This is a genomic window from Bradyrhizobium sp. Mp19, assembly GCF_029952935.1.
Classification (GTDB): Bacteria; Pseudomonadota; Alphaproteobacteria; order Rhizobiales; family Xanthobacteraceae; genus Bradyrhizobium; species Bradyrhizobium elkanii.
Map to the genome: position 1 here is coordinate 25733 of NZ_JASAUT010000043.1, position 24957 is coordinate 50689.

Annotated in this window: 26 protein-coding genes; 19 read left to right on the forward strand and 7 right to left on the reverse strand. The window is 61.4% G+C overall.

The features are described from left to right. Nucleotides 1–43: 43 nt before the first annotated feature. Nucleotides 44–865 carry a 3-hydroxybutyrate dehydrogenase gene (locus QJT82_RS33285; protein WP_028341956.1) on the reverse strand — a complete coding sequence of 274 codons (822 nt, stop codon included), beginning with the start codon at nt 863–865 and terminating at the stop codon, nt 44–46. Nucleotides 866–1033: 168 nt separating this feature from the next. Between QJT82_RS33285 and QJT82_RS33290 the strand changes: the two genes are divergently transcribed. Continuing rightward, entirely contained in the window at nt 1034–1930 is an 897-nt protein-coding gene (locus QJT82_RS33290) for a LysR family transcriptional regulator (protein ID WP_028341957.1), read from the forward strand. A 24-nt stretch (nt 1931–1954) separates the two neighbouring features. Here QJT82_RS33290 and QJT82_RS33295 read toward each other — a convergent pair whose 3' ends face one another. Further along, entirely contained in the window at nt 1955–2665 is a 711-nt protein-coding gene (locus tag QJT82_RS33295) for a peroxiredoxin-like family protein (protein ID WP_028341958.1), read from the reverse strand. A gap of 83 nt (nt 2666–2748) precedes the next feature. Next, on the reverse strand, nt 2749–3033 hold the full coding sequence (locus QJT82_RS33300) for a hypothetical protein (protein ID WP_028341959.1): 285 nt from the start codon (nt 3031–3033) through the stop codon (nt 2749–2751). A gap of 211 nt (nt 3034–3244) precedes the next feature. On the opposite strand from QJT82_RS33300, the gene QJT82_RS33305 reads away from it, so the two are divergent. The 7 genes from QJT82_RS33305 to fahA all read left to right on the forward strand — a co-directional run bounded on the left by QJT82_RS33305 (nt 3245) and on the right by fahA (nt 10697). Then, nucleotides 3245–3733 carry a DUF302 domain-containing protein gene (locus QJT82_RS33305; RefSeq protein ID WP_028341960.1) on the forward strand — a complete coding sequence of 163 codons (489 nt, stop codon included), beginning with the start codon at nt 3245–3247 and terminating at the stop codon, nt 3731–3733. A 79-nt stretch (nt 3734–3812) separates the two neighbouring features. After that, nucleotides 3813–5168, forward strand: a complete 1356-nt coding sequence (locus QJT82_RS33310; protein ID WP_035631965.1) for an NAD(P)/FAD-dependent oxidoreductase — start codon at nt 3813–3815, stop codon at nt 5166–5168. Nucleotides 5169–5283: 115 nt separating this feature from the next. After that, entirely contained in the window at nt 5284–5772 is a 489-nt protein-coding gene (locus QJT82_RS33315) for a cupin domain-containing protein (RefSeq protein ID WP_028341962.1), read from the forward strand. 110 nt (nt 5773–5882) lie between these two features. Beyond that, nucleotides 5883–7094: an MFS transporter gene (locus QJT82_RS33320; RefSeq protein ID WP_028341963.1), complete on the forward strand. Its 1212-nt coding sequence runs from the start codon at nt 5883–5885 to the stop codon at nt 7092–7094. A gap of 215 nt (nt 7095–7309) precedes the next feature. After that, nucleotides 7310–7627 carry a DUF485 domain-containing protein gene (locus QJT82_RS33325; RefSeq protein ID WP_051447956.1) on the forward strand — a complete coding sequence of 106 codons (318 nt, stop codon included), beginning with the start codon at nt 7310–7312 and terminating at the stop codon, nt 7625–7627. Further along, nucleotides 7624–9318 (forward strand): cation/acetate symporter ActP, encoded by a 1695-nt coding sequence (gene actP / locus QJT82_RS33330; protein WP_051447957.1) that lies wholly within the window; start codon nt 7624–7626, stop codon nt 9316–9318. The genes QJT82_RS33325 and actP overlap by 4 nt, the downstream gene beginning before the upstream one ends. 23 nt (nt 9319–9341) lie before the next feature. Further along, the gene (gene fahA / locus QJT82_RS33335) at nt 9342–10697 is read left to right on the forward strand and encodes a fumarylacetoacetase (protein ID WP_035631966.1); all 1356 of its coding nucleotides are present in this window, start codon (nt 9342–9344) and stop codon (nt 10695–10697) included. A gap of 130 nt (nt 10698–10827) precedes the next feature. Here the strand turns inward: fahA and QJT82_RS33340 are convergent, their stop codons facing one another. Next, the gene (locus tag QJT82_RS33340) at nt 10828–11904 is read right to left on the reverse strand and encodes an AraC family transcriptional regulator (RefSeq protein WP_028341966.1); all 1077 of its coding nucleotides are present in this window, start codon (nt 11902–11904) and stop codon (nt 10828–10830) included. 249 nt (nt 11905–12153) lie between these two features. Here QJT82_RS33340 and QJT82_RS33345 point away from each other — a divergent pair, with 249 nt between their 5' ends. Together QJT82_RS33345 and QJT82_RS33350 are read left to right on the forward strand one after the other, a co-directional pair. After that, entirely contained in the window at nt 12154–12921 is a 768-nt protein-coding gene (locus QJT82_RS33345) for an enoyl-CoA hydratase/isomerase family protein (protein WP_028341967.1), read from the forward strand. A gap of 2 nt (nt 12922–12923) precedes the next feature. Next, nucleotides 12924–14135: a CoA transferase gene (locus QJT82_RS33350; RefSeq protein ID WP_028341968.1), complete on the forward strand. Its 1212-nt coding sequence runs from the start codon at nt 12924–12926 to the stop codon at nt 14133–14135. Between the two features lie 426 nt (nt 14136–14561). Here QJT82_RS33350 and QJT82_RS33355 read toward each other — a convergent pair whose 3' ends face one another. From QJT82_RS33355 to QJT82_RS33365, 3 genes are all read right to left on the reverse strand, one after another. After that, nucleotides 14562–14798, reverse strand: coding sequence for a hypothetical protein (locus QJT82_RS33355; protein WP_028341970.1), 237 nt, complete (start codon nt 14796–14798; stop codon nt 14562–14564). A gap of 100 nt (nt 14799–14898) precedes the next feature. Beyond that, entirely contained in the window at nt 14899–15078 is a 180-nt protein-coding gene (locus tag QJT82_RS33360; RefSeq protein WP_028341971.1) for a hypothetical protein, read from the reverse strand. Between the two features lie 449 nt (nt 15079–15527). Beyond that, entirely contained in the window at nt 15528–16529 is a 1002-nt protein-coding gene (locus QJT82_RS33365; protein ID WP_080686810.1) for an AraC family transcriptional regulator, read from the reverse strand. 292 nt (nt 16530–16821) lie between these two features. Here QJT82_RS33365 and QJT82_RS33370 point away from each other — a divergent pair, with 292 nt between their 5' ends. From QJT82_RS33370 to QJT82_RS33410, 9 genes are all read left to right on the forward strand, one after another. Next, a complete protein-coding gene (locus QJT82_RS33370; protein WP_080686812.1) occupies nt 16822–17316 on the forward strand; it encodes an AraC family transcriptional regulator in 495 nt (164 codons plus the stop codon). A gap of 43 nt (nt 17317–17359) precedes the next feature. Beyond that, on the forward strand, nt 17360–18469 hold the full coding sequence (locus tag QJT82_RS33375; RefSeq protein ID WP_028341973.1) for a biotin/lipoyl-binding protein: 1110 nt from the start codon (nt 17360–17362) through the stop codon (nt 18467–18469). 475 nt (nt 18470–18944) lie between these two features. Further along, on the forward strand, nt 18945–19577 hold the full coding sequence (locus QJT82_RS33380; protein ID WP_245288782.1) for a hypothetical protein: 633 nt from the start codon (nt 18945–18947) through the stop codon (nt 19575–19577). 150 nt (nt 19578–19727) lie between these two features. After that, nucleotides 19728–21170 carry a DUF1254 domain-containing protein gene (locus QJT82_RS33385; RefSeq protein ID WP_281446676.1) on the forward strand — a complete coding sequence of 481 codons (1443 nt, stop codon included), beginning with the start codon at nt 19728–19730 and terminating at the stop codon, nt 21168–21170. 294 nt (nt 21171–21464) lie between these two features. Further along, nucleotides 21465–21596 (forward strand): hypothetical protein, encoded by a 132-nt coding sequence (locus QJT82_RS33390; protein WP_259244937.1) that lies wholly within the window; start codon nt 21465–21467, stop codon nt 21594–21596. A gap of 37 nt (nt 21597–21633) precedes the next feature. Continuing rightward, nucleotides 21634–22599 (forward strand): helix-turn-helix domain-containing protein, encoded by a 966-nt coding sequence (locus QJT82_RS33395; protein ID WP_155258776.1) that lies wholly within the window; start codon nt 21634–21636, stop codon nt 22597–22599. A 314-nt stretch (nt 22600–22913) separates the two neighbouring features. Then, nucleotides 22914–23654: an outer membrane beta-barrel protein gene (locus QJT82_RS33400; protein WP_028344252.1), complete on the forward strand. Its 741-nt coding sequence runs from the start codon at nt 22914–22916 to the stop codon at nt 23652–23654. 74 nt (nt 23655–23728) lie between these two features. Then, the gene (locus QJT82_RS33405; RefSeq protein ID WP_080686973.1) at nt 23729–24445 is read left to right on the forward strand and encodes an outer membrane protein; all 717 of its coding nucleotides are present in this window, start codon (nt 23729–23731) and stop codon (nt 24443–24445) included. Between the two features lie 27 nt (nt 24446–24472). After that, nucleotides 24473–24949 (forward strand): DUF992 domain-containing protein, encoded by a 477-nt coding sequence (locus tag QJT82_RS33410; protein ID WP_035633366.1) that lies wholly within the window; start codon nt 24473–24475, stop codon nt 24947–24949. Nucleotides 24950–24957 lie beyond the last annotated feature (8 nt).

Here is a 24957-nt window from a genome sequence, read left to right on the forward strand (position 1 = left end):
GATGCGGTATTCGCTGACCAATGGTCCCTGTTACCTTCACGTTTCAGTGCGCGGTCCAGCCGCCATCGACCGGCAGCGCAACGCCGGTGATGGAGGCCGCAGCGTCGCTGGCGAGAAACACCGTCAGCGCGCCAAGCTCATCGACGCCGGCGAAATGCTTGTTCGGCTGCTGCGCCAGCAGCACGTCCCGGATGACCTTGTCGCGCGAGATGCCGTGTGCCTTGGCCTGGCTGTCGATCTGTGCCTCGACCAGCGGCGTGTAGACGTAGCCGGGGCAGATTGCGTTGCAAGTGATGCCGTCCTCGGCGGTTTCCAGAGCTGTTACCTTCGTGAGGCCAACCAGGCCGTGCTTGGCCGCGACATAAGCCGATTTGTAAGACGAACCGACCAGCCCATGCGCTGAGGCGATGTTGACGATCCGGCCGAACTTGTTCTGCCGCATCACCGGCAGCCCCAGCCGCGTGGTGTGAAACGCCGAGGACAGGTCGATGGAGAGGATCATCTCCCACTTCTCGACCGGAAACTGCTCGAGTGGCGCGACATGCTGGATGCCGGCATTGTTGACCAGCACATCGAGCCGGCCATGGGTCGCGATCGTCATCGCGATCATCTCGGCAATCGCCATGGCATTGGTCATGTCGGCTGACGAATAGCTCACGGCGACGCCGAACTGATCCGCCAGCTGGTCCCTGGTCTTGGCGATCTCGCTGGCGATCCCTAGCCCGTTCAAAACCAGCGTTGAGCCCGCCTGGGCCAGAGTTCGTGCGATGCCAAGCCCGATCCCGCTGGTCGATCCCGTAACCAGGGCGACCTTGCCGGCAAGCGGTCTGGCGGCGGCATCCTGGGGCTTCAACTGTATGTTCATGGCGTATCCTTCGGTTCCTGACGACTACCGCACCGTGCGCCTTGCGCGAACCCAACTGAAATGCCCGTTCGCTTCCATAACGATAGGCCGCCGCTATCGACGTCTGGGTGTCAATCCGCCGGGGTTTGGGCTAGTTTGGCGCATGAGAGCATGCAGGGCAGCAGCGTCATGGAAATGCATCAGGTCAGGTATTTCCTCGCCGTCGCGCGGTTGTTGAACTTCACGCGCGCCGCCGACGAGTGCAACGTGACGCAACCGTCACTGACGCGCGCGATCAAGCAGCTCGAGGCCGAGCTCGGCGGCGACCTGTTTCGCCGCGAGCGCCCGGCCGCACAACTGACCGAGCTCGGCCAGCGCATGCTGCCGCTGCTGCAGCAGTGCTACGATGCCGCCTCCGGCGCGCGCATGCTGGCCTCGTCCTTCAAGAGCGGCGAGATCGGTGCGCTGCGGATCGCGCTGACCCATTCAGTGGATCTGTCGCTGCTGATCCCCTATCTCGACCAGATCAAGCGGCAGTTCAACCGGCTGGAATTCCGCTTTCTCCGTGGCAGCAGCGCAGAGGTCGCCGAATATCTGAAGAAGGGCGAGGCTGAGCTCGGCATCGCCGCTGAGCTCGGCAGCGATTGGGATCGGCTCGACACCTGGCCGCTATTCACGGAGCACTTCTGCCTGGTGATGAGCAGGATGCACCCGCTGGCCGCCCGGGATCGCATCGGCTTCGACGATCTGCAAGGTCAGCAGCTGCTGTCGCGTAGCTATTGCGAGCACGCCGATCGCGTCGGCAACGCGTTGCGCGAGCATGGCGTGGCGGTCGACGGCAGCCACCAGATCTCCTCCGAACGCGATCTGATTGAACTGGTCGAGGCCGACATCGGCATCTCCGTGATGCCGCACACCGCGACGATCCCGGAAACGCTGAAGCGTGCGACGGTCGATGGGCTGGATTCGCGGCGGACCGTGCATCTCTATGGGGTCGCCGGCCGCGAACGCACGGCGGTTGCATCCGCCGTGATGCGGATGCTGCGCGGCACGGACTGGCAGCAATATCTGGCCAACGGCGCCTGAAGGCGCGCCTTGAGTAACCGCCGTTCAGCGGCCGGCGTCTTCCACCGCTTTGATGAGATCGTCGATCTCCATCCGCTTGCGGAAGTCGGGGTCGACGAAGCGGGCCTTCACCAGTCCGTCGCGGCCGATCACGAAGGTCGCGGGGATCGGCAGCACCCAACCGTCATTGCCGTGGAAACCGGACAAATCGAGATATGACAGCAGATCCTGGATCTCCGCGCCGAGCCAGATCGCGAGGTTGAGCGACAGCGCATAGCCGTTGTCGAGATCGGTCAGGATCGGAAACGGCGCGTCCGCCTCGGCCTTGAATTGCGAGGCATATTTCTGCGTCTCCGGCATGATGCCTACAACCTGCCCGCCGAGCGCCGTGATATCCGCTAGCGCCTTGACGACGGACCCGACATTGATCCGGCAGTATGGGCACCAGTGCCCGCGGAAGAACATGGCGATCACCGGCCCCTGCCGCAGCAGTGCCGGCAGCGTGACGAGCTGGCCACGTTCGTCGGGCAGCATGAAGGGCGGCATCATATCGCCCGGCCGCGGCGCATTGTTGCCGCCGCCATTCTGTTTCAGCCGTTCGACCAAGCGGTCGACCGCATCGCTATAGGCCGGGAAGATGTCGCGGCCGGCTGCTGCATAGGCTTCGAGCCGCTCGCGCAGCGAGCCCTCCATATCACGGCAGTGCAGGAAGGCCTGCCTGAGACGTTCGGCGCTGGCAGGCGAGAGCTGCGTCATGTCTGGCTCCGGCGGACGAGTTGAAGGTGATCTTATTTTCCGGCGATGGCCGCCCGCAAGGGGCGGCCCCGCTACAGCTACGATCAATTGATATAGAAATTGCCGGTCGGATCGAGCCGGCCCGACGCCGAATAGAGCTGGCCGTTGTCCATGAAGAAGACGGTGTTGTTCGGCACCTTTGTGGCGTGCTTCATCATCGTTTCGTGGTTCTTCTCGGTCGCGGCCATTGCCATAGCCGACATCTTCCCGGGGCCGACATATATGTAGGCCATGCCGGATTTGAGCTCCCACGCGGCCTGCGCGAGAGCCGAAGTAGCGACGACAGCAAGCGCCGCGGCGGTGATCAGGATCTTGGAATGGTTGGTCATGGGGGCTCCTTGAGGACGCCCGCCAATCGGGCGCGGCTTTATCAAGGAGCAGCCTGTCCTCGCAATGAAATGCCGATGCCCAATCGGTTCGATAGCCGCCATGCATCGCGCGCCGATAGCGCCTGGCTATCGAGACGAGAGCAGGTTCGCATTTCCGTGATGCGGTCCGGACCTCCATCCTGTGCACGACGCCAAGCACAGGAGAAATGCTATGCCCCGTCTCGTCCTCCGCCGGTTTGCAACCCTCTGCGCGCCGCTACTGATCGCTCTCGCCCTCTCGATCCCTCCTTCAGCCCGCGCCGACAGCGACGACGGCGTGGTTCGCGTCAAGAGCGCGGTGCCGATGGCCGAGGCGATCGCCCGCATCAAGGGCGACATCGCCAGCAAAGGCATCAAGTTCTTCTCCGAAATCGATCAGTCGAAGCTTGCCGCCGACGCCGGCATCAAGCTGCGGCCGTCCACCTTGCTCGTGTTCGGCAACCCGCCGCTCGGGACTCAATTCATCACGTCGAACCCGAATGCCGGGCTCGACTGGCCGGTGCGGCTGCTGGTGACGCAGGACCAGAATGGCGATGTCTGGGCCGTCTGGACCGATTTCCAATGGATCGGCCGCCGGCACAACATTCATGACCGCGACGCCCAGCTCAGAATGGCGACGGCGGTGGTGCAATCAATCACCGCGACGATCGCCGCCAAGTAACGCGCGCGGAGCCTGGACCGTAGAATCAGCGGGCCGCGTCACAGATGCGGCCCTGTGCCTGTTGTTGGAGGATATGAGGATGGAACAATTCGATGTCGTGATCCTCGGCGGTGGCAATGCCGGGATCGGCGTCACCGGACCGGTGCGCCGCGCCGGCATGTCGGTCGCGATGATTGAAGGAGATTTGCTTGGCGGCACCTGCCCCAACCGTGGCTGCACGCCGAAAAAGGTGCTGGTCGCGGCCGGCCATGCCCTGCATGAGATTGAGCGCGCCTCGGTGCACGGCATCACCGTCGATAAACCCAAACTCGACTGGGCCGCGCTAATCGACCGCGAAAAGGACCTGATCAAGGACATTCCGGCAAATCTTGCGCGGTCGATGGCCCATCGCAATGTCGAGGTTATCAGGGGATACGGTGCCTTCGCCGGCCCGAACGCGATCCGCGTCGGCGGACGCCTGCTCGAAGCCAAACACATCGTGATTGCCACCGGATCGAAGCCGCGGCCGCTCCCGATTCCCGGCTCGGCACACATGATCACCTCTGACGACATGTTGAGTGAGCGAACGCTGCCCGGCTCCGTGGTTTTCGTTGGCGGCGGCGTGATATCGCTGGAGTTCGGCCATGTCTATGCGCGCGCTGGTGCCGAGGTCACGATCCTGGAGGCCCTTCCGCAGCTGCTGCCGTCGCTGGACAGCGACGCTGTCGCACAATTGCGCGCCGACAGCGAGCGGATCGGTATCCGCATCAAGACCGGCGTCAGCGTCAAACGGGTGGAACAGGCCGACGGACCGCTGCGTGTCGTCTTCGTTCATGACGGCGTCGAACAAACTGTCCTCGCCGACCGCGTCGTCAACGGCGCCGGACGCATCGCCAATGTCGACGGGGTGGACCTTCCGGCGGGCCAAGTTGCCCACGACAACGGCCGGATCAATATCGACAACTATTTGCGTTCGACCTCAAATGCGTTGGTCCATGTCTGTGGTGATGCGGTGCCGATCTCGCCGCAGCTGTCCCCGATCGCAACCTATGAAGGCGATATCGTCGGCCGCAACATCGTGGATGGGCCGGTGCACAGCCCGGACTACGCCAGCATGGCGACTTCGGTCTATACCGTGCCCGCGCTCGCTTCGGTCGGGCTGGCCGAGGCCGTCGCCAGAAGGAACGGCCTTGCCGTCGACGTCCACGTCAACGACATGCACGACTGGTTCTCGGCGCGGACCTATGCCGAGACGATTGCGTGGTCGAAGATCATAGTCGAAAGGACCAGCGATCGCATCATCGGCGCGCATTTCGTCGGCCATGCCGGCCAGGAGCTGATCAATCTGTTCGGGCTGGCGATGCGATTCGGTATCACCGCGCGGCAGATCCGCGAGCAGGTTTACGCCTATCCGACCTTCACCTCCGACATCAAGAACATGCTCGGTTGCGGATAGCGCGGCGCTATCGAGTCCAGAGCGAGTAGGCATTTCAAGCCACGCGCGATTTCGATCATGGTGCCGTCATCGCCAGCCACACCCGAAGGCCACGGCAGAACCAGAGGAGACCACCATGTTAAAGCCCACGCATTCACGTTCGCTACGCCAAGGCATCGCCCTTGCCGTCGCCATTGCAGGCTCGCTGGCGGCCGCGACCGCGGCGTCTGCCGGCGAATGTCCGGCAGGCAAGATGAAGGCGGATGTCCGCGAGAAAGTCGATTACAAGCCGGTCGGCGTCACCGACGTCACGCTCGGTTCGATCGACCTCGAAAAGCAGCCCGCCCACCTCAAGGATCGCGAGTTGCGCTTCCGCAAGCTGACCATCGAGCCCGGCGGCATCGTGCCCTGGCACAGCCATGACGATCGTCCGGCGCTGATCTTTGTCCAGCAGGGCGAGATCGTCGAATACGCCAGCAACTGCGCCGAGCCGATCGTGCACAAGGCCGGAGACATCCGCCCCGAAGTGTTCGGCACCTCGCACTGGTGGAAGAACCTCGGCAAGGAAACCGTGATCCTCTATGTCGGCGACGTCCGCAAGGACCCGCACGACCACAACATGTGAACGAGATCAACGAGCGTAGCCCTGCGCTTCGTTGCCGGATGTGACGCCCTGGAGTCTCGTGCTGCCCCACACGTGCCGGGCGTCACATCCCCCTTATTGTGGAGCGGGCCATGACAGAGATATCACCCTCATTCAAGGCGCACGCGATGGTGGGGTATTCGCCCGGCGCCACGTTGCGTTCGTTGGTCATCGGCCTGACCGCCTTCCTGACGGTTGTTGACCTGTTTGCAACGCAGGCGATCCTGCCTTCGCTGACCCGGCACTATAATGTCACGCCGGCGGCGATGGGTTTTGCGGTCAATGCCAGCACCTTGGGCATGGCGATCGCGGGGCTGGTCGTCGGCTTCCTCAGCCCGCATATCGAGCGCCGTCTAGGCATTCTGGTCAGCCTGCTGCTGCTCGCCATTCCGACCAGCCTGCTCGCGGTGGCGCCTGATCTCACTACCTTCACGTTCCTGCGCGTGATGCAGGGCCTGTGCATGGCGTCCGCCTTTGCGCTCACGCTCGCCTATCTCGGCGAGCAATGCAGCGCGATAGATGCCGGCAACGCCTTCGCAGCCTACATCGCCGGCAATGTCGTCAGCAATCTGATCGGCCGCCTGGTGTCGGCGGCAGTCGCCGACACGTTCGGTCTGGCGTCGAATTTCTACTTCTTCGCGATGCTCAATCTCGCCGGCGCGGCCCTGGTCTTTGTCACGATCAAGCGTGCCCAGCCGATGCATGCGATGCCGACCACGCAATCGCCGTTGCAGGCGACGATCGCGCATTGGCGCAATCCGGCATTGCGGGCCGCATTTGCAGTCGGCTTCTGCATCCTGTTCGCCTTTATCGGCACGTTCACTTTCGTCAACTTCGTGCTGGTACGCGCGCCGCTGTCATTGGGCATGATGGATCTTGGCTTCGTCTACTTCGTCTTTCTTCCATCGGTAGTGACGACCCTGCTGGCTGGTCAGGCCGTCGCGCGCTTCGGCACGCGTCAGGCGATCTGGGGGGCGCTGGCATTGGCCGGGCTGGGAATGCCGTTGTTGTTGACCTCTCATCTCGCCGCTGTGCTGACCGGACTGGTCGTGGTCGGTGTCGGGACGTTCTTTGCGCAGGCGGCTGCGACCGGATTTGTCGGTCGTGCCGCGCAGCACAATCGCGGCGTGGCGAGCGGGACTTATCTGGCATGCTATTTTTTCGGCGGTCTGGTCGGTACCGCTGTGCTCGGTCAACTGTTTGATCGCTTCGGATGGACGGCTTGCGTGAGTGGCATCGTGCTGTCGCTTGCGTTGGCGGCGTTTATGACCCTCCATCTGAGGGATCCGCGGTCTCATAGCTGATTTCCGCGTTCGAGACAGGCGATCGGGCAACGATAGCGGCCCACCCGGCATGGCATGAAATCACCCGGAGTTTGGCATGATATCACCTTGCCGGATGGGGTCCGGATTCTAATGCTCGGACCCTGGAGAGGAGACACCCCGAGTCTTGAATCTAAGCGGCGTAACGCGCGCGGATGGGCACGGCGATCAGAAGATGTCTCCGAGGGAGGAATCGGATGCTGCAACTGTCGCCGGACCGCACGCGAGAAATCCTTGCCGATGCCGCGTTCAGGGAGCTCGTCTCGGGACGCGCGCGGCTGCGATGGGGTCTGTCCATTCTGACGCTGCTCATGTTCTTCGGCTTCATCGCCCTGATCTCGACCGCGAAAGCCGCGCTCGGCGCGAGTTTTGCCGGCAGCGCGATGCCGCTCGGCTTCGCGCTCGCGCTTCTCATGGTCGCGGCGATCATCGCCTTCACGGGCTTCTATGTTCAGCGATCAAACGCGCGTTTCGACGAACTCGCGCGCAGCGTCAAGCGGGAGCTCGGCCGATGATCGCCAGATCGCTGTTGATCACGCTGTGCGTGGCGTTTCCGTATGCCGCGGCGGCCCAGGGAGTGTCCACTGCAGGGGCGCGCGGGCCCGACTGGATCGCGGTCGCAATGTTCCTCATGATCGTTGCCGTCACGCTCGGCATCACCTGGCGATCGGCCGGCAGCACCGGATCGAAGGCCGGCTTCTACACCGCCGGACACGCGATCACGCCGGTGCAGAACGGGCTGGCGACCGCCGGCGATTTCCTGTCGGCGGCGGCCTTCCTCGGCATATCCGCGCTGGTCTATGCCAACGGGTTCGACGGCTTCATTTACGCACTCGGGTTTCTCACGGGATGGCCGATCGTGCTGTTCCTGATGTCGGAGCGGATGCGCAATCTGGGCAGCTACACGTTTGCGGATGCCGCCGCGTTCCGCCTGCAGCGGACGCCGGTGCGGCTGGTCGCCGCGACCGGAAGTCTCGTCGTCGTCCTGTTCTACCTGATCGCGCAGCTCATCGGCGCCGGCAAGGTGATCCAGCTCCTGTTCGGCATCAACTACATCTTTGCCGTGCTCGGCGTCGGCGTGCTGATGATTCTCTATGTGATCGTCGGCGGCATGCAGGCGACCACCTGGGTGCAGATCACCAAGGCCGTGCTGCTGCTGTGCGGCGGAACGCTGCTCGCGCTGGCGGCGCTGTGGCATTTCGACTTCAGTCTCGGGCGGCTGCTTTCGGCCGCAAGCCGCGTCCATCCCAAGGGGGCCGCCATTCTCGTCCCAGGCGGGCTGTTTGCCGAGCCGGTGTCCGCCATCTCGCTTGGCCTCGCTTTGGTGTTCGGCACGGCCGGCCTGCCGCATATCCTGATGCGGTTCTTCACGGTGAAGGATGCCGCGGCCGCCCGCAAATCGGTGTTCTATGCGACCGCCTGCGTGGCGTATTTCTGCTGGATCATTCCGGTTCTGGGCTTTGCCGCTGCGGCGATCCTGATGACCGATCCAAGCTACTTCAATGTCGCGGCGTCCGGGCAGTTCAACAAGATTGCCGACCTGGTCGGCGGGCCGAACATGGCGTCGATCCATCTTGCCCATGCGATGGGCGGCCCGCTGCTGCTCGGGTTCATCTCGGCAGTGGCATTTGCGACCATTCTTGCCGTCGTCGCCGGCCTAACGCTCGCCGGCGCGTCCGCCGTCGGCCATGACATCTACGGCCAGGTGCTAGCCGGCGGCAAAGCATCGGAAGCGCGCGAGCTGTTGGTCTCGAAGATATCGGCTGTCGCCATCGGCGTCGTTGCGGTTCTGCTGGCCTATGCCTTCGAGAACCAGAACGTGGCATTCATGGCAGGACTTGCGTTGTCGGTGGCCGCGAGCTGCAATTTTCCGGTGCTTGTGATGGCGATGTTCTGGCGGGGCACCACCACGCGCGGTGCCGTCGCCGGCGGCCTCGCCGGGCTGGTAGCATCGGTCGTGCTGGTCGTGCTCAGCAAGACGGTCTGGGTCGCCGTCTTCGGTTTTCCGACCGCGCTGTTCCCGTACGACAATCCTGCGCTGGTCTCGATGCCGCTCGCCTTCCTGTTCGTCTGGCTGTTCTCGGTAACGGACCGCAGCGAACGCGCGGCGCGCGAACGCGAGGCGTTCGCGGCGCAGTTCATCCAATCCGAGATCGGAACGGTTTTGGCCAGCGAACGCCCGGCGCTCGCCGCCGCGGCCTCGTGACATCGGGGAGCCTGGAAGACAGCATGGCCAACGCGTATCAGCTGGACGAGACCCACGACCCGGCAAGGCGCAGCTTTGTCGAGGCGGCAAACGGCGACGCGACCGACTTCCCGATCCAGAATTTGCCGCTCGGCATCTTCAGCACCGGGGCCGATCCCCAGCCGCGGACCGGCACCGCAATTGGGGATTTGGTCTTCGACCTGAAGCGAGCGCTCGGTTCGGATGAGCGCCTCCCGGTACCGATCCGCCAGGCCCTCGGGCGGGGCACGCTCAATGAGCTGTTCGCGCTCGGACCTGTGGCGATGCGGGAGCTGCGCCGCCGTGTCGCCGATCTGCTTGGACAGGGCAGCGCGGCCAATGACACCAGGCGGCGTGCCTCCGAACTGCTGACGCCGCTCGCCGACGCAACGCTGCATCTGCCCACACGCGTCCCGAACTACACGGACTTCTATGCCGGCATCCATCACGCACAGGCGGCAGGTGCGCTGCTGACGCCGGAGAACCCGCTTCCCGCGAACTACAGATGGGTGCCCATCGCCTATCACGGCCGCGCCTCGTCCGTGCAGGTCGGCCGCGGGATCGTGCGGCGGCCGCTCGGGCAGCGTCCGCCCACGGTGGCGGGCGGCGCGCCGGGCTTCGGCCCGTGCGAACGGTTGGATTTCGAGCTCGAGATGGGTTTCTACCTCGCTGCCGGCAACCGGCTCGGCAATCCCGTCCCGATTTCCGAGGCATCGCAGCAGATCGTCGGCTATTCGCTGCTGAACGACTGGTCAGCGCGCGACATCCAGCGCTGGGAGATGTTTCCGCTCGGACCGTTCCTCAGCAAGAGCTTTGCGACCTCGGTGTCGCCATGGGTGGTCACGTCGGATGCGTTGGCGCCGTTCCGGGTCGCGGCGCTGGCCCGGCCCGACGGCGATCCGCGTCCGCTCGATTATCTGTTCGACATGGCCGATCAGTCGCACGGCGGACTCGACGTTCATCTCGAGGTCCGGATCTCGACGGCAAAGATGCGCGCTGCGAACCAGCCCGCCGCGGCAATTCTCACATCCAATGCCAAATACCTGTATTGGACACCTGCGCAGATGGTCGCGCACCACAGCATCAACGGCTGCAATCTGCAGCCGGGCGACCTGATCGGCTCCGGCACCATCTCGGGACCGAGTCCGGCCCAGCTCTCGAGCATGCTCGAGTTCACCGCCGCAGGAGCGAGGCCGGCCGTGCTTCCGAACGGCGAGCGCCGCGGCTTCCTCGAGGACGGCGACGAGGTGACCTTCCGCGGCCGCTGCAGCCGGGAAGGTTTTGCGAGCATCGGGTTCGGCTCATGTGTCGGCCGGATCGGCCCAGCCGATGCCGTCATTGCCGGAAGTAACCACGCCTGACAGCGCGAGGCTGATGTGGAGTGTCAATCGCTGCTCATCTACGCACATCTTCAGACGGGAGCGGTCGACCCGGACGATGTCCGCTTGGGACAGCTCGTGACCTTGGCGGTTGGACTGTCGCTGCTCCTGGTCACGCGTCTGGTGATGCTGCTGCTCGCGGCCCTGTAGGGTGACGGAAGTCGGACGGCGAACGGCTTGTCCATTTCTTGAACGCCTTGCGAAAGCTGGTCGCATCGGCAAAGCCGACACGCTCGGCGACCTGGTCGATTGCCAGATGGGTGTTCTCGAGCAGCTCCGTCGCGATCGACCGCCGCATCCCGTCCACGATCGACTGGAACGACTGCCCGTCCTCCGCCAGCCTGCGGTGGAAGGTTCGCAACGACAGCCCGAGCTGCGATGCGATCTCCGGCGCGCCGGCAAATCGGTTGGGACTGTTGAGGCAGGCGGCCCTGATCCGCCTGACCAGCTCGGATTCGCCGGCCCGCTCGGTCATGACGACGTCGCAGAGCTGGTGGCAGATCTTCGCGGTGATCGGGTTCGCGTTGGGGCAGGGCAGATCGAGCACCTTGGCGTCGAAATGCCATTCCATCCGATCGGCGCTGAAGTCGATCGGGCAGTTGAACATCCGCTCGTAGTTGCGCCAGTGCACTGGGGCGGCGAACGGAAAGATCATCCGCTTGCTCGGGAACGGCGATTCGAGGATGCGGCTGAACACCGCGGTCATCGAGCTGCGCCAGAATTCCGCGGCGAACGGCAGCAGCGCGCCCAGCGGGTCGAGCCCATGGCTGCGCAGGATCGCGGTTGTTCCGTGCTCGATCCGGAAGCTGATCTGCCGCACCGCCGGCCCCGCCATCGTGATGTGATCGAGCGAGAACATCAGCGCTTCGCCGAATGTGCGGCTCGACACCAGCGCATAGCCGTAGATGCCGTAATCGCTGATGCGTTGCCGGGCTCCCGCGAGCAGCCCGATGTCGGATCGCTTCGCCAGCCGCATCGCGTTGCGGTAGATCGCCAGCCGTTGGCGGTGCGAGATTCGGGCATGGGGATCCTCGAGCTGGGAAGCGTCGAGACCGGTCCGCGCAAACAGCTCGCGAACCGACACGCCCTGTGCCGCGAGCTCGGCAGCCAGCGCGCCGAGGCCCAGCAGGCTCTGCGTCGGCGCATCGGGATCGCTTGAGATCGGCATCACGATCTTGATCGGCTTCATGGCACGTCCTCCACGTCCGGCTGGCACAGATTGACAAGCCGACGAACGGCTCTTCCGGCCGTTTGGCAATTTTCGACATCATAATTGGCAGAGCTTGACGTTGTCACGCTTGTTATGACGCGTGACATTCAAATGGTCGGAACCGCGGGAGCTGTACGGAACGGCCCTGCAAGAGGAGACGTCTGGCCGCCGTGACGCCGCGCCGAAAGCGGGGCCGGCCGGCTTTTGCATCGAGCGGAGGGAACCTGGATGGCGACGGTACTTCATGAGATGGACGGCAAGGTCGGCGTGGTAACGCTTGCGAAGCCGCCGCACAATTTGCTCGACGACCAGCTCATCAACGATGTGGTCGGCGCGTACCACGCCGTGGTCGCAGCCGGCTGCCGCGCCATCCTGCTGCGCAGCGCGATGCGGCACTTCTGCGCCGGCGCGGAGATGGCCTCGTGGGGAACCGGCACCAAACTTCACACCGATCAGGCTGGGCTCGAAAGAGTCTGGCGCAGTCTCGAGGATGTACCGGTCCCGACCGTTGCAGCCGTCAACGGCGGCGTGCTCGGCGGCGGGCTTGAGCTCGCTTTGACCTGTGACATGATCGTCGCCGCGAACACCGCGTTCCTTGGCCAGGTCGAGGTTGCGGTCGGATTGCTCCCGTTGCTCGGGGGTACGCAGCGCATCGCGCAACGCGCCGGCATCGCGCGGGCCAAGGAGATCGCGATGCTAGGCCGCCGTCACACGCCCGAGGCGTTCGAGCGCTGGGGCATCATCAACCTCGTCGTCCCGGAAGCGGAGCTGGCGGCATCATCGATGACCATGGCCCGGCAGCTCGCCGCCGGCCCGACCAAGGTCATCGCGGGCGTCAAGATGCAAGCGAACCTGCAGGCACGCGGCGGCGTCGCGGCGGCAGATGCGCGACAGGTCGAAATCAACGACATGATCTGGAAAGCGAAGGATCGCCAGCGCGGTGCCGATGCCTTCTTCTCGTCGGGCCCGGCAACGGCCGTCTTCGAGGGAGATTGATGATGTCCGCTGCACCTCTCCAAGGATTGCGGGTGGTCGATTTTACCCGCGTGCTGGCTGGTCCTCATTGCACCAAGGCGCTACGCGACCTCGGCGCCGACGTCACCAAAATCGAACCGCCGTCAGGCGACATCGGCCGCGCCGGACTGCCCCATGTCGGCGGCATGGGCCTCTATTTCGTGCAGCAGAACGCCGGCAAGCGGAATCTCAGCATCGACCTGAACTACGCGGAGGGGCGCGAGATCGTCGCTCGTCTGTGTAAAGATGCCGACATCATCGTCGAGAATTTCCGTCCCGGCACCTTGGCGCGATTCGGCTTTAGCTATGATGACGTCCGCGCCTTCAACCCCGGCATCATCTACGTCTCGCTGAGCGGCTACGGGCAGTCGACCTCGTGGCGCAATCGTCCGGCCTTTGCGCCAACGGTGCAGGCCGAGACCGGCCTGACCTCGATCGTGCAGGATCACTTCGGCGAGGCGCTGTCCGAGCCGCGCGGCGATTCCTGCAGCCATGCCGATGTCTATACCGGGCTGCAGGGCGTGATCGCCGTGCTCGCCGCGCTTCAGCATCGCAACCGCACCGGCGAGGGACAGCACATCGACGTGTCGATGGCCGCGACGATGCTGTCGGTCAACGAGCGCGCTGGGGCGATGATGTCGGGGATTGATACCGACGGCGAGCCGATCGCTCTGTCGGCGAACGAGTCGCACATCTTCGAGATGTCCGACGGCGTCCGGCTGACGATCGCCGCGAGCCCGATCTATTCGCCGATGTTCACGCGCTACTGCGCGATGATGCGTCGAAGCGATCTGCTGGTGGATCCGCGCTACGCCACCGCCAGCCTGCGCCGGCAGAACCTCGCGCCGTTGCTCGCGGAAATCCGTGCCTGGATCACCACGTTCGAGAACCTCGAACAGTTGCAGGCACAGGTCAGTGAAGCCGGGCTCGCGGTCGGGCGCGTGCGTACCGTCAACGAGTTCGTGGAGACCGAATGGGCCAGGGAGTGGAACGCCGTGGTCGAGGTCGATGACCGCGCCGGCGGGCTGGTCCGCATGCCGGGCAACCCCTGGATCTTCAGCCGCTCGGAACTGCCGTCGCCCGGCGTGCCGGCCTATCAGGGCGAGCACAATGAAGACGTTCTTGGCCAGCTCGACTTTGCGCCCGCGAGGATCAAGGATCTGCAGCAACGGAACATCCTGCTCAGCCGGCGGTAGGCGGAACTTGTCCGAGGCTGGTCAAAAGAGCGCTTCAATTGCATGGAGGAGGAACCCGACAGGATCAGGCGGCCCGCGCCGAGCTTCTCGGCATGGTCCGCTGCGGAGTTTTTTGCGACGCAGACTCCCCAGGGCCGGCGGCTAACTGATTCCGACCCTCTTGCCGTGGCCTTAGGCCTCGGCCTCGAAGAGCAATTTGAGATGGTTGCAGGTCCCCGCAACCAAGTTGATGAAAAACCCCAGTAATCTCAACGGATTGCTGGGGTTGTTCTTGCTTCTTAAATCGGCCCTAACAACATCAATGACTTAGCTCATAGGTTCAAATCACGACGTAACCACGCACATGATGTCGTCGCGGCACGAACTTCGGCCGGCAAGCGCTACGTTTCTGAATCCAATGGCCAAGCTCAGCATAGCGTGAGCACGTCATTTCAACAGTTCGTCGAGTGGCTCATGTTCCGGGGGCATTGTGGCCCGCTTCACCGCATCGATGACGACGGCGGCCGTATCAGAGGTACGGCACGTCCGTCGACTGGCAGCCTCCATCCAGTCGAAACGCTCAGCGCGCCGACGATGGCGTGTGATCTCAACAGGCTCGAAGCGGGCGCGTTGCCGAAACGCGCCGAGCTTGCGGCGGAATTTCCAGATCGTCGTCGTGATCATGGTATCAACTGGTACTTTGACATCTTTCATACGAGTAGATGCAACATCGTCGACGTCAGACCGTGCGAATGGACCTGCGGCGCTGTCCACGAGCGGCAGTTTATTTTGTTTTGGCGAGAAAGCGGCGCTTGCGCGCCTTGGCTCGTTTGGGTTCGAACTGCTTACATCCGATCTGGCGACCGATCAGGCGAGCAAGCGTCCGGAGGGCCTCATTCGCGCGGATGGAAATGACACGAGTGTCATCAATCCGAATCTCTTCCTCAGCTTTCGCCATACCCACGCGCTAGTCCTCTAGATGTTGCTGAATCAGTTTGGTTTCGCGGTAGACCATGGCCCAGGTACGACGCCCGAGTCGAACTCCGCGACGTAGGACAGTTGCGGGTCTCGCGCCCACCAAGTGCTCGGGTGCGATCTCTCGTTCGGCAAGGCAAGGGTCGACGATCTTGCCGAGGCCCATCTTCCGTTCGCGGAATGGGCAGTTATGGAAAGAAAATCGTCCTCTCCGCCCATGGCTGGTGGCCCAAAGACAACGTTGGCGATGTTGAGATCGTGGGAAATTATCACCAAATTTGAGGAGGCGCGGTGTTCTAGAATTTCTCTGCTTTTGCATGCGGCGACAGAACGAGGTCTCGCGTTCGGCATCCTATGGCGGGTACACGTTGTCAAAGTTGCCATTTTTGCGCCAATCGGAAACCGCCACGTTCGACGTTCATATCACCGGGCCGATGCCTATTGCGGCTTCCATTTGCCGCGAAACTCTCTCGGCGTAACTCCGGAAAAGCGTCGGAAAGCTCGAGTGAAATGCGCAGGGTCGGTGTAGCCCGAGGAAAATGCGACATCGATGATCTTGGAATTCGTGTCGCGCAGAAGTTTAGCGGCATTTTCAAAGCGGACCCCGTCAAGCAGGTCAGAATACGTAACCCCGGCGCTTGAAAGCTTGCGTTGAAAGCTTCTGATACTGATGCCGGCCATCTCTGCGATTTCCGCGAGGGTTGGAATCCTTTCGTCCAAATAGGACGGCAGCATCAATTTGACTGCTGAGACGATTTCGTGGCCGGACGGCGCAACCCCGTCGTCATGTGAAGCCGCCTGTGTCTCGCTTGCGAGATTGGGGAGATCCAGGAATGAAACGGGAATATCGATCCATGAGGAATTCTGATCCGATAAGAAGCGGGTATTTTGCCAGAACGACCGTGTCTCAAGGCTCGGTTCATAGCGGGCTTCGAAGGCCATCGTCGCCGGAACCCAGTGGGGGCCGGTAAATTGCCTTACGATTTGCATCACGTAAACATTCTGAAGCCACTGCGAATGCTCAAGATGCGGCATCCTGGCCGCGCCCGCGAGCTTGCTGCAAACTCTCACGTGATTGTCGTTGCGCTCCAGCCAAACACTCACGGTCGTGTCTTCAAGCGACGCCCACTTGCACAATTGCTGCAAGGCAATGAACAGCGTCGGCGAGAAGCGGATGATGGCGCGCATCTTTTCGCTCACGTTGCAGAATTGCAGCCGGCGAGCAGCTTGAAATCCAATGTCTGTGATGTCTTGCGACCGCTGTGCGGCTTCCGCGAAACGTGTGGCTAGCAGGATCGGGATATAGTGCTCTGGCTTTTCCTCTAAAGAAGCCGGAAGGCGAAACTTGGTCAGCAACGCCTCCGTTGGAGCACCGATCTCATCACAAATGTGAGCGAAAGGAATAATGAATTGGCAACGAGTTAGAGGAAGTACGGTCATTTTTGGGTTCTCGCGCAGAAATTGAGTTCGGCGATTTTCCACGTTTTCGGCGTGCGGCCTGGCTGAGTTGCCGAAAGGTTAGTGGCTCCCGGTTGGCGTGTATTGCAAAATATTTACTCGCTGCATTGGGGGAATAGGCGGGGCTGGCCCATTGGGAGCAGGCGCGCCCTTCGGTTTTAACTTGGCGGCTTATGGCAAGACCTCCGACGATTCGTCACCGATGCTCCAGCAAAAGCGAAGGTTAGACGAGGCGTCTCGCCGTTTGGTCTTCACACCACATGTCTTGGGTCCCATGAAGCCTGTTCATATCCCTTCCCTGTACTCGGTGCGGGCGGCGATTGCCGCCTCACTGCGTCACGGTGACGCAGCGCTTCAACGCACCGCATTCCAACTGCGGATGAGCCCGCGCTCGTTGCAGCGTCATCTCGCCGGAATGGGCACCAGCTACAGCGACATGGTTGCGGAAGTGCGCCTCGATACAGCCTGCTACCTGCTTCTAGAATCCAACCAGCGCATATCGGAGATCGCCCTGCGTCTCGGCTATGCGGGAACGAGCAGCTTCAGCCGTGTCTTCATGCGTTTGACAGAAATACAGCCCGTCATCTATCGGCGGCAGCGAACTGTTCAAGGAAACGACAAGTCCCGACTCGGGAAGGGGCCGCATGCGGGCAATCAGCAGAAATCGTCGCGATTGGCGCGAAATGGCAAGACATCTTCGCTGCCAAGCGGGAGTAACGTCGCGCCCCCTCGACAAGGGAAAAAACAGCGTTCCAACGGCACTGACTGAAGAACATTAGCGTCAGCCTGCCGCCGCTACGACAGGACAAACGATGGCTATCATTCTCGTCAGTTACCTTGTCCTGATTTGGCTGGCATTTTCAAAGTTCAAGCTGATACGCCTGACCTGGTCGTCCGGAACCGTCGCTGCCCTTGCAGGCATTGCCATTCTCGCCGTCTTCATGGCGATGCTGAATTATCTCACCCCCAACGGGCGCGTCGTGGTCGTATCACGCGTCGTGGAAGTGACGCCGAACGTCAGTGGTGAGGTGATTGCAATCCCCGTCAAACCAAACGTGCCGGTAAAGGCCGACGCGGTCTTGTTCGAAATTGACCCGACGCCGTTTCGATTCAAGGTTCGTCAGCTTGAAGCCGCACTAATAGCCGCTCAGCATCAGGCCGAGGTGCTGAAGGCGAATTACGATCAGGCCAATGCAAATGTGGCTGGTCTTGAAAAGCAGGTCTCTTTTCATGAAAAGAGGCTGAACGATATCGCCTCCTTGACAAACAGCGGAGCCACCACGTCGTTTCGCGAACAGGACACGCGCGAACAGTTCAACATTGCGGTGGCCCAGTTGCAGTCCGCAGAGGCGCAGCAGCAGAGCGCAAAGGCCTCGTTCGAATCGTCGATCGGCGGTGTCAACACAACCGTGCTGCAGACTCGCGCACAGCTCGATGACGCAAAATGGGAGCTTGAGCAGACGACGGTCAAGGCACCGTCGGACGGCTACGCTAGCGTCGTGGCGCTCGCGGTTGGTGCCCGCGCCCTGCAGGCGCGTGCGGCGATGTCATTTATCATAGAGTCGGACGTTTCCATTGTCGGTGTGTTTTCGCAGAATGGCTTTCGCACCATCAAGCCCGGCGCGCAGGTGAAACTCGTTTTCGACAATGACCCGGGACGCATCTACGAGGCCAGGATCGCGGAGATTCCGGAGGGCGTCGGGCAGGGTCAGATCGCGGTATCAGGGACGCTCGCTCGTGTCGGATCAATCGGCGGTACGAGCGCGTACCCCGCGGTGATTTCGATTCCAGCGAATGCCGACCGCTCTACCTTGCGCCTCGGTACATCGGGCACGGCGACGGTGTTCGCCGAAAATGCGGGACCCATCGGGCTCATCGCCCATATCGTGCTCTGGATCCAGTCCTACACGGCCTATCTGTAAGGATCCGATCTGATAGCCGCATGCGAGGGGTGTAGCCGGCAACCGGAGATGCAGCGTCGGGGCATGGCTGCCGTCCGTCAAACCCGATCAGCAGGCATCCGTACTCCAGCGATCCAAAAGCCTGCAACCCGCGTGATCTTGTCGAGCGCTTGTTTTGTCGGCTCGACGATTTCACGGGCTTCGCGGATCCGGCAGCAAGAATTGGCAAAGCGCGCCGCTATTGGCGTGAAATGGCAAGACATCCTCCTCAATGGCCGTGAAATAGCGAGATGAAAACCATTTCCCGGTGCTCACCGGATGCCAGCAACGATGGTCCAAGTTGGGGCGGAGAGCATGACACGGGACACGGTGATCTGGCAGTCGAGGTGCCCCGTTAGAGGGCACGACATCGGTCTGCCGCCGTGTGGACAGGATACAGAAAGATGAACCAATGACAATATTGCGCGCCGCTCTTCTCGCCATTGCCGCCGCTGGTATGGCGTGTGTGCCGACGGTTCTTTCCGCTCAATCGGCAGCCGAGCCGAAGCAGCATATGCCGTTGGAGAAATCCATCGGACAGTCGAAGCCCGAGGTCGTTCCGTCGTTGTTTGTTCTCAACTCCAAGGGCGCCGTCCTGAAGGACGGAAAGCTTGTCCTGGCCGGAATTTCTCCGAATGCCATCGTGTTTGCGGATCGCCCGGTGCGGGCCGCCGGGCATGATCTGACGGCGCGGATCGTCGAGGATTGGGGCAACGGAAGCGACAATTTCGCGAAGGATCCGCCGAACGCAACGGTTTCCGGATTCAAGAAGGACGGATCGGCTGTTGTCGACGCCGTGGTTGTGCTGAAGTCACCGAAGCTTGAAGGCGACAAGCTGACTTTCGATGTTGACGTGCTCGAAGGCGACCTGGCGGGGTCCGATGGACCGGCATCGGTCTTCATCGACATCATTGGCCGGCCGTTTACGCCGCTATCGTTTGCTGGTGTCGCCCGCAGAACGGCATGGCGCGGCGCTTACTATCGCGGCGCTGCCGTTGCCGGAGCCGCGGCTGTTGGAGCGGCCGCAGTCGCCTATCCTTATTACTACCCGCCGCGCTGTGGCTATTACCCCTATCCGCCTTGCTACTAAGGATACGTGCGACCAGCGGCCCCTGCGCAGGACCGGGCGCGGAGGCCGCGGTGTCGGTCGGCATATCAACCAATAAGCTGCAATGGATTTCCTGACATCCGAATGCAGATCGTTTCGATAGCTCAATCGAACAACAAAGGAGTACGGCAAATGTTGACGAAGCGAGACTTACTTCGCTCCACCGCGGCGATCGCCGCGCTCGCCGCCACGACGGCGAAGTACACCCCGGCAATTGCGCAGAACAAAACCGATTGGCCCAGGCTGTTAGAGGCCAAGGACATCGCTGAGGAAGGCTTCATCTACGGCTTGCCGCTCGTGATGAATTATGCGGTCATGCAAGAATATGCCGTGGACAGGAACTCGGGGCAGTTCAAGGCACCGTTCAACGAAATCTACAACATGCACCACGTCGCCACCCCGGCGGACACGGCAATCATCACGCCGAACAGCGACACCCCTTACTCGATACTCTGGCTGGATTTGCGCGCCGAACCAATGGTCATCTCGGTGCCGACGGTCGAAAAGGACCGCTACTACTCGGTCCAGCTGATCGACGGCAACACCTACAATTTCGGCTACATCGGCACGCGCGCCACGGGGACCGAGCCGGGCGACTATCTGGTGGTCGGCCCTGACTGGAAAGGCGAAACGCCGACCGGAATCAAGAAGGTTTTCCGATCGACGACGCCGTTCACATTCGCGGCTTTCCGCACCCAGCTCTTCAATCCCGGCGACATGCCGAACGTCGAGAAAGTTCAGGCCGGCTACAAGGCCCAACCGCTTTCCGCCTTCCTCAAACAGCCCGCCCCGCCCGCCGCGCCGAAGATCGATTTCCTTCCTGCCACCACGGCCGGGATCAAGGATAACTTCTTCCAATATCTCGACGCAGCCCTGCAATTCGTCCCCGAGACGCCGAGGGACAAGGCGATCCGTGCGAAACTTGCGAGAATTGGCATCGGTCCCGGCAAGACCTTCGCGTTCAGGGATCTATCGCTCGAACACAAGGCCGAAATCCTGGTCGGCATGAAGCAGGGTGACGACAAGGTCGACAAATGGCTGGCCAGCGGAAACAAAAACATCAATGGCTGGAACGTTGGTTCGTTCTTTGGCGACGAGGCCTTCTTCAACGGCGATTGGGCGATGCGGGCAGGCGCCGCCAAGGGCGGTCTCTATGGCAACGATGCCGTAGAAGCGATGTACCCCTACACCCGGAAGGACGCGGCCGGTGAGTTGCTCGACGGCAGCAAGCACAAGTACACCATCACCTTTGCACCCGACCAGTTGCCGCCAGTGAATGCGTTTTGGTCCGTTACGATGTACGACGGCAAGAGCCAGCTCTTGGTCAAGAATCCGATCAATCGCTACCTCATTAACTCTCCGATGTTGTCGGCGATGAAAAAGGACGCAGACGGTTCGCTGACGCTGTACATTCAAAAAGACAGCCCCGGCGCGGACAGGGAAGCCAATTGGCTTCCGGCGCCGGACGACAAGATCTACCTCGTGATGCGCCTCTATTGGCCGAAGCCTACGCCGCCGTCGATCTTGCCGGCGGGTCAAGGAACTTGGCAACCGCCCGGTATCAAGCGGGTCTGATGGCACCTGGACCAATCATGCTGCCTGGAAAGTGATTTGAGCGCGCGAACTCGTGCCGGCCTTTTTTGGCGGGCGCGAGTTCGAGCGTGACCCACAGGCTCTCAAGCAGCAATCGGAAACGAAGATGGTGAGCAATTACACACAGAGCGCTGATCGTCGCAGCAAGGATACATCGACGTTCAGACGCTGACCTGCGCTCAACTTGCGGGCGCTTGGCAGGAAGACGCGGAGTTGCTCACCACGTAGTACGGCGGCTGCTGCGACGGTCTCGCGCGTAAGCATCGTCTCAACGTCATGAGAGCGAAAGAAGCGGGGCACGACGTCATCCAGTGCTGCAAGGCCGATCCCAGCAAGCTGGTCGTCGAAGTGATTGCTGTCGTGTTCAAGGATATGCGCGCGAAGCTTGGCATCAAGATGAAGCCGTAGGCGAGCCTGTAGGAAACCGGGTGGGAGGACTTTTCCGTTGGCGGCTGCGAGCGACGTAGCATCATACAGCCTTAGCTTTGACGAATATTCCGACATGGTTATTGGAGCGACGGGGAATTTTCTGCTGACTGGTCCCAGTCAAGCTCCTTGGTCGGTCGATCATTGCAAACTGGGTTCGATCGTCTTGCAGTTTGGCCTGGAGGGAGGCTCCAAGATCTTGCACGGCGTTTCGTGTCCAGATGCTTTGAGCTTTATCGTTCAGGATGAGCAAATTGCTGATTGCCTGATATTTGACGGTCAAATCCTTCGGCCTCACGACTTCGTGGTGCTTCCGCCTGGGAGCGATTTTACGTTCGCGTCGTGCGGCATCCATCGTTGGATGTCGATTTCGATGCCTGTTGGGCTCTTTGAAACATTTGTTGTCAGGACCGGCAGAAACCATCTTACACGGCTCAAGAAAGCAAAGTGCGTCATTTCGTCCCCGAAACAATTTCTCAATTGTTTGACTGAGGCAACCGCGAGCACAGCCGCGCTCGTACGCAAGGAGCAAACGTCGACGCTCCACGGACTTAGCATTGCCCGGTTGTTAAACGCATTGATCGGTGCAATTGCGGATTTGGACAACGAAATGTGCCTCCCAACGGAAAAGTCGCGATTGTCCAGTAACACTGTGACAAAAGCGTTGGAGCACGCCCATGGTCAGAAATGGGGAGGGCTCCAGGTTGCTGACCTGGCCCTCGCGGCTGACGTAACAAGCCGGACGCTCCTGAGGACGTTCCGGCAGCAGCTGGGCGTTGGTCCAGCAAGCTATCTCAAGCTACGTCAACTCAACATGGTCCGCCGTGCACTCCGCGGAAAATGTGGGCCGTCAAGCAAAGTCACAAACATCATGAGCGAACACGGCGTTACCGAATTCGGTCGTTTTGCCTCGGAATACAGAGCCCTTTTTGGAGAGCGCCCGTCGGAGACGGTGGCGAGGTCGCGGGTGCAAAGTGCGGGATGAATCGACTCGCTTCAGCCAGCGTCGTCAACCGCAATACCCAAATTTGCAAAGTGCGAGTCGCGTCTCCGGGCGCGCCGAGAAGGAGCGCGGGTGCGATCGTCTGCGCAATGGCATTCGACAGCTGACTGTCGGCGTGTCGGATAGCTTTGATCCGGCCTGAAACAGAAACGTCACGCTGCGGTGTACCGAATTTGCAACGGGCCGACTTCTTTCGATTGGTTGTCCGATTTTACATAGCGACTGGGAGTTGACCTAAATACTTTTCGGTACAGGCCCTCGAACTTGAGGCTGATGTGTTTGCAAGGGATTTTGAAATGAGAAAGATCGTACTCACCGCCGCCGCATTCACTGCATTCGTAGCTCCTGCGTTCGCTGCCGACCTGCCGCAGCGGCCCTACCCGGCCAAGGCCCCCATGATGGCTGCCGTCTACGATTGGACCGGCTTCTACATCGGCGGTAATGGCGGATATGGCACGAGCCGCAATTGCTGGGGTGTCGTACCGGCAGGTGGCCTGGTCATTCCTGATGGTTGCCACAGTCAGTCTGGAGGCGTCATCGGTGGACAGCTGGGGTACCGTTGGCAGGCCGGTCAGTTTGTGTTCGGTTTGGAAGGCCAGGGCGACTGGGCAAATATGCGCAGTTCACACGTGAGCGTTGTCAATCCGCTTCTTACCAATTCTTCCAAGGTCACCAGCTTGGGTCTTTTCACCGGCCAGATCGGCTACGCGTGGAACGCTGCGTTGCTGTATTTGAAAGGCGGCGCGGCGGTGACGAACAACGACCTTCTTCAAGCTACCACGATTGGAGGCGTTGGCCTGAACTATGCGACCTCAACCCGTTGGGGCGGCGCCATCGGCGTTGGGTTTGAATACGGCTTCACGCCGAACTGGTCGGCCGCCATTGAATATGATCGCTTGATCATGGGTAACGCCAACAATTCCTTCTCGGTACCGGCAGGCGCTGCTGCCGTGGTCAATCAGGTCAGCCAAGACGTGGATCTGATCACCGTGCGCGTGAACTACAAATTCGGTGGACCCGTCGCTACGAGTTACTGATCTTTGCCGGCGAGGGCCGGCTTAGCAGCCGGCCCTTGTTGGCCTCTTGACCAATTTGGGACGAAATTTTCGTGATGGACGACATGAAGAAACTTATCATTGGGGCAGGATTTGCTGCCGTCAGTTCTACCTGCGCCTTTGCGGCAGACCTTCCCATGCAGACCTACAAGAGCGCGCCCGTGGTGGCCCAGGTCTATAATTGGACCGGCCTTTACGTCGGAGTGAACGGCGGTTACGGCTGGGGCACGCAAGATCCGCTGACGCTCGTCTCTGGCAGGTTTGACCGTGCAAGCTTCGATATCAGTGGCGGGATGTTCGGCGGCACCATGGGTGCCCAAATCCAGCAGGGATATGTCGTGATCGGCCTTGAGGGCGATCTTGATTGGGCGAACGTGAAGGGCAACGGCATCATAAGTCCGGCTATCGCGGGCATCGGGCAGGGTATTACACTCAATATCGCGTCCAACATCAGCGCCGTTGGAACGGCTCGGGCGCGAGTCGGCGTCGCCGTCAATAATCTGCTTTTGTATGTCACCGGTGGTGCTGCTTTCGTGAAATCGAGCGCGAATGGCACCTCAATTGCCGGCGTCGCATGTGGTACGCTCGGCGTACTTCCAAATTGCACAGCCTCAGCCTGGCGTCCTGGCATTGTTGCAGGCTTGGGTATCGAATATGGTTTCACGCCGAACTGGTCCCTGAAGGGTGAATATCTCTACACCCAGGTGGTCGGCACGGGCGTAAGCACCGACAAGCTCAACACCTTCCGCGGCGGCATCAATTATCGATTTTGAAACGGAAGATGCGGGTAGGGCGCTATCATGAATCCTAAGGCGTTGGCTCTCTGTGCAACGTTGGTTGCACTCACCGGTCCTGCTTCGGCCCAGACCCCGACATGGACCCAGACGGGTATGCTCACCTGCAAGCTTAACCCGAGCATTGGATTCATTATCGTCGGACACCAGTCGATGGAGTGCCGCTTCGTGCCATCCATGCCCGGTCCCCCACAATTTTACGAAGGCGCCCTCAACACGGTAGGAATTGATATTGGGGTAATCGGTGGCGGCGCCTTGGCGTGGGGCGTTCTGGCGCCCGTCGCCGGCGTTCCTGCCGGGGCTCTGGCTGGCACCTATGTTGGTGCGAGCGGTGACGTGGCGTTGGGTGTTGGTGTCGGGGCAAACGTTCTGGTCGGCGGATCCAACAGAAGCTTCGCGCTGCAACCGGTATCAGTCGAAGGTTCGGTCGCGCTGAATGTCACGCTTGGCCTGTCAGCGCTTCAACTGCGAGGGGTCCCTTGAGCAAAGCG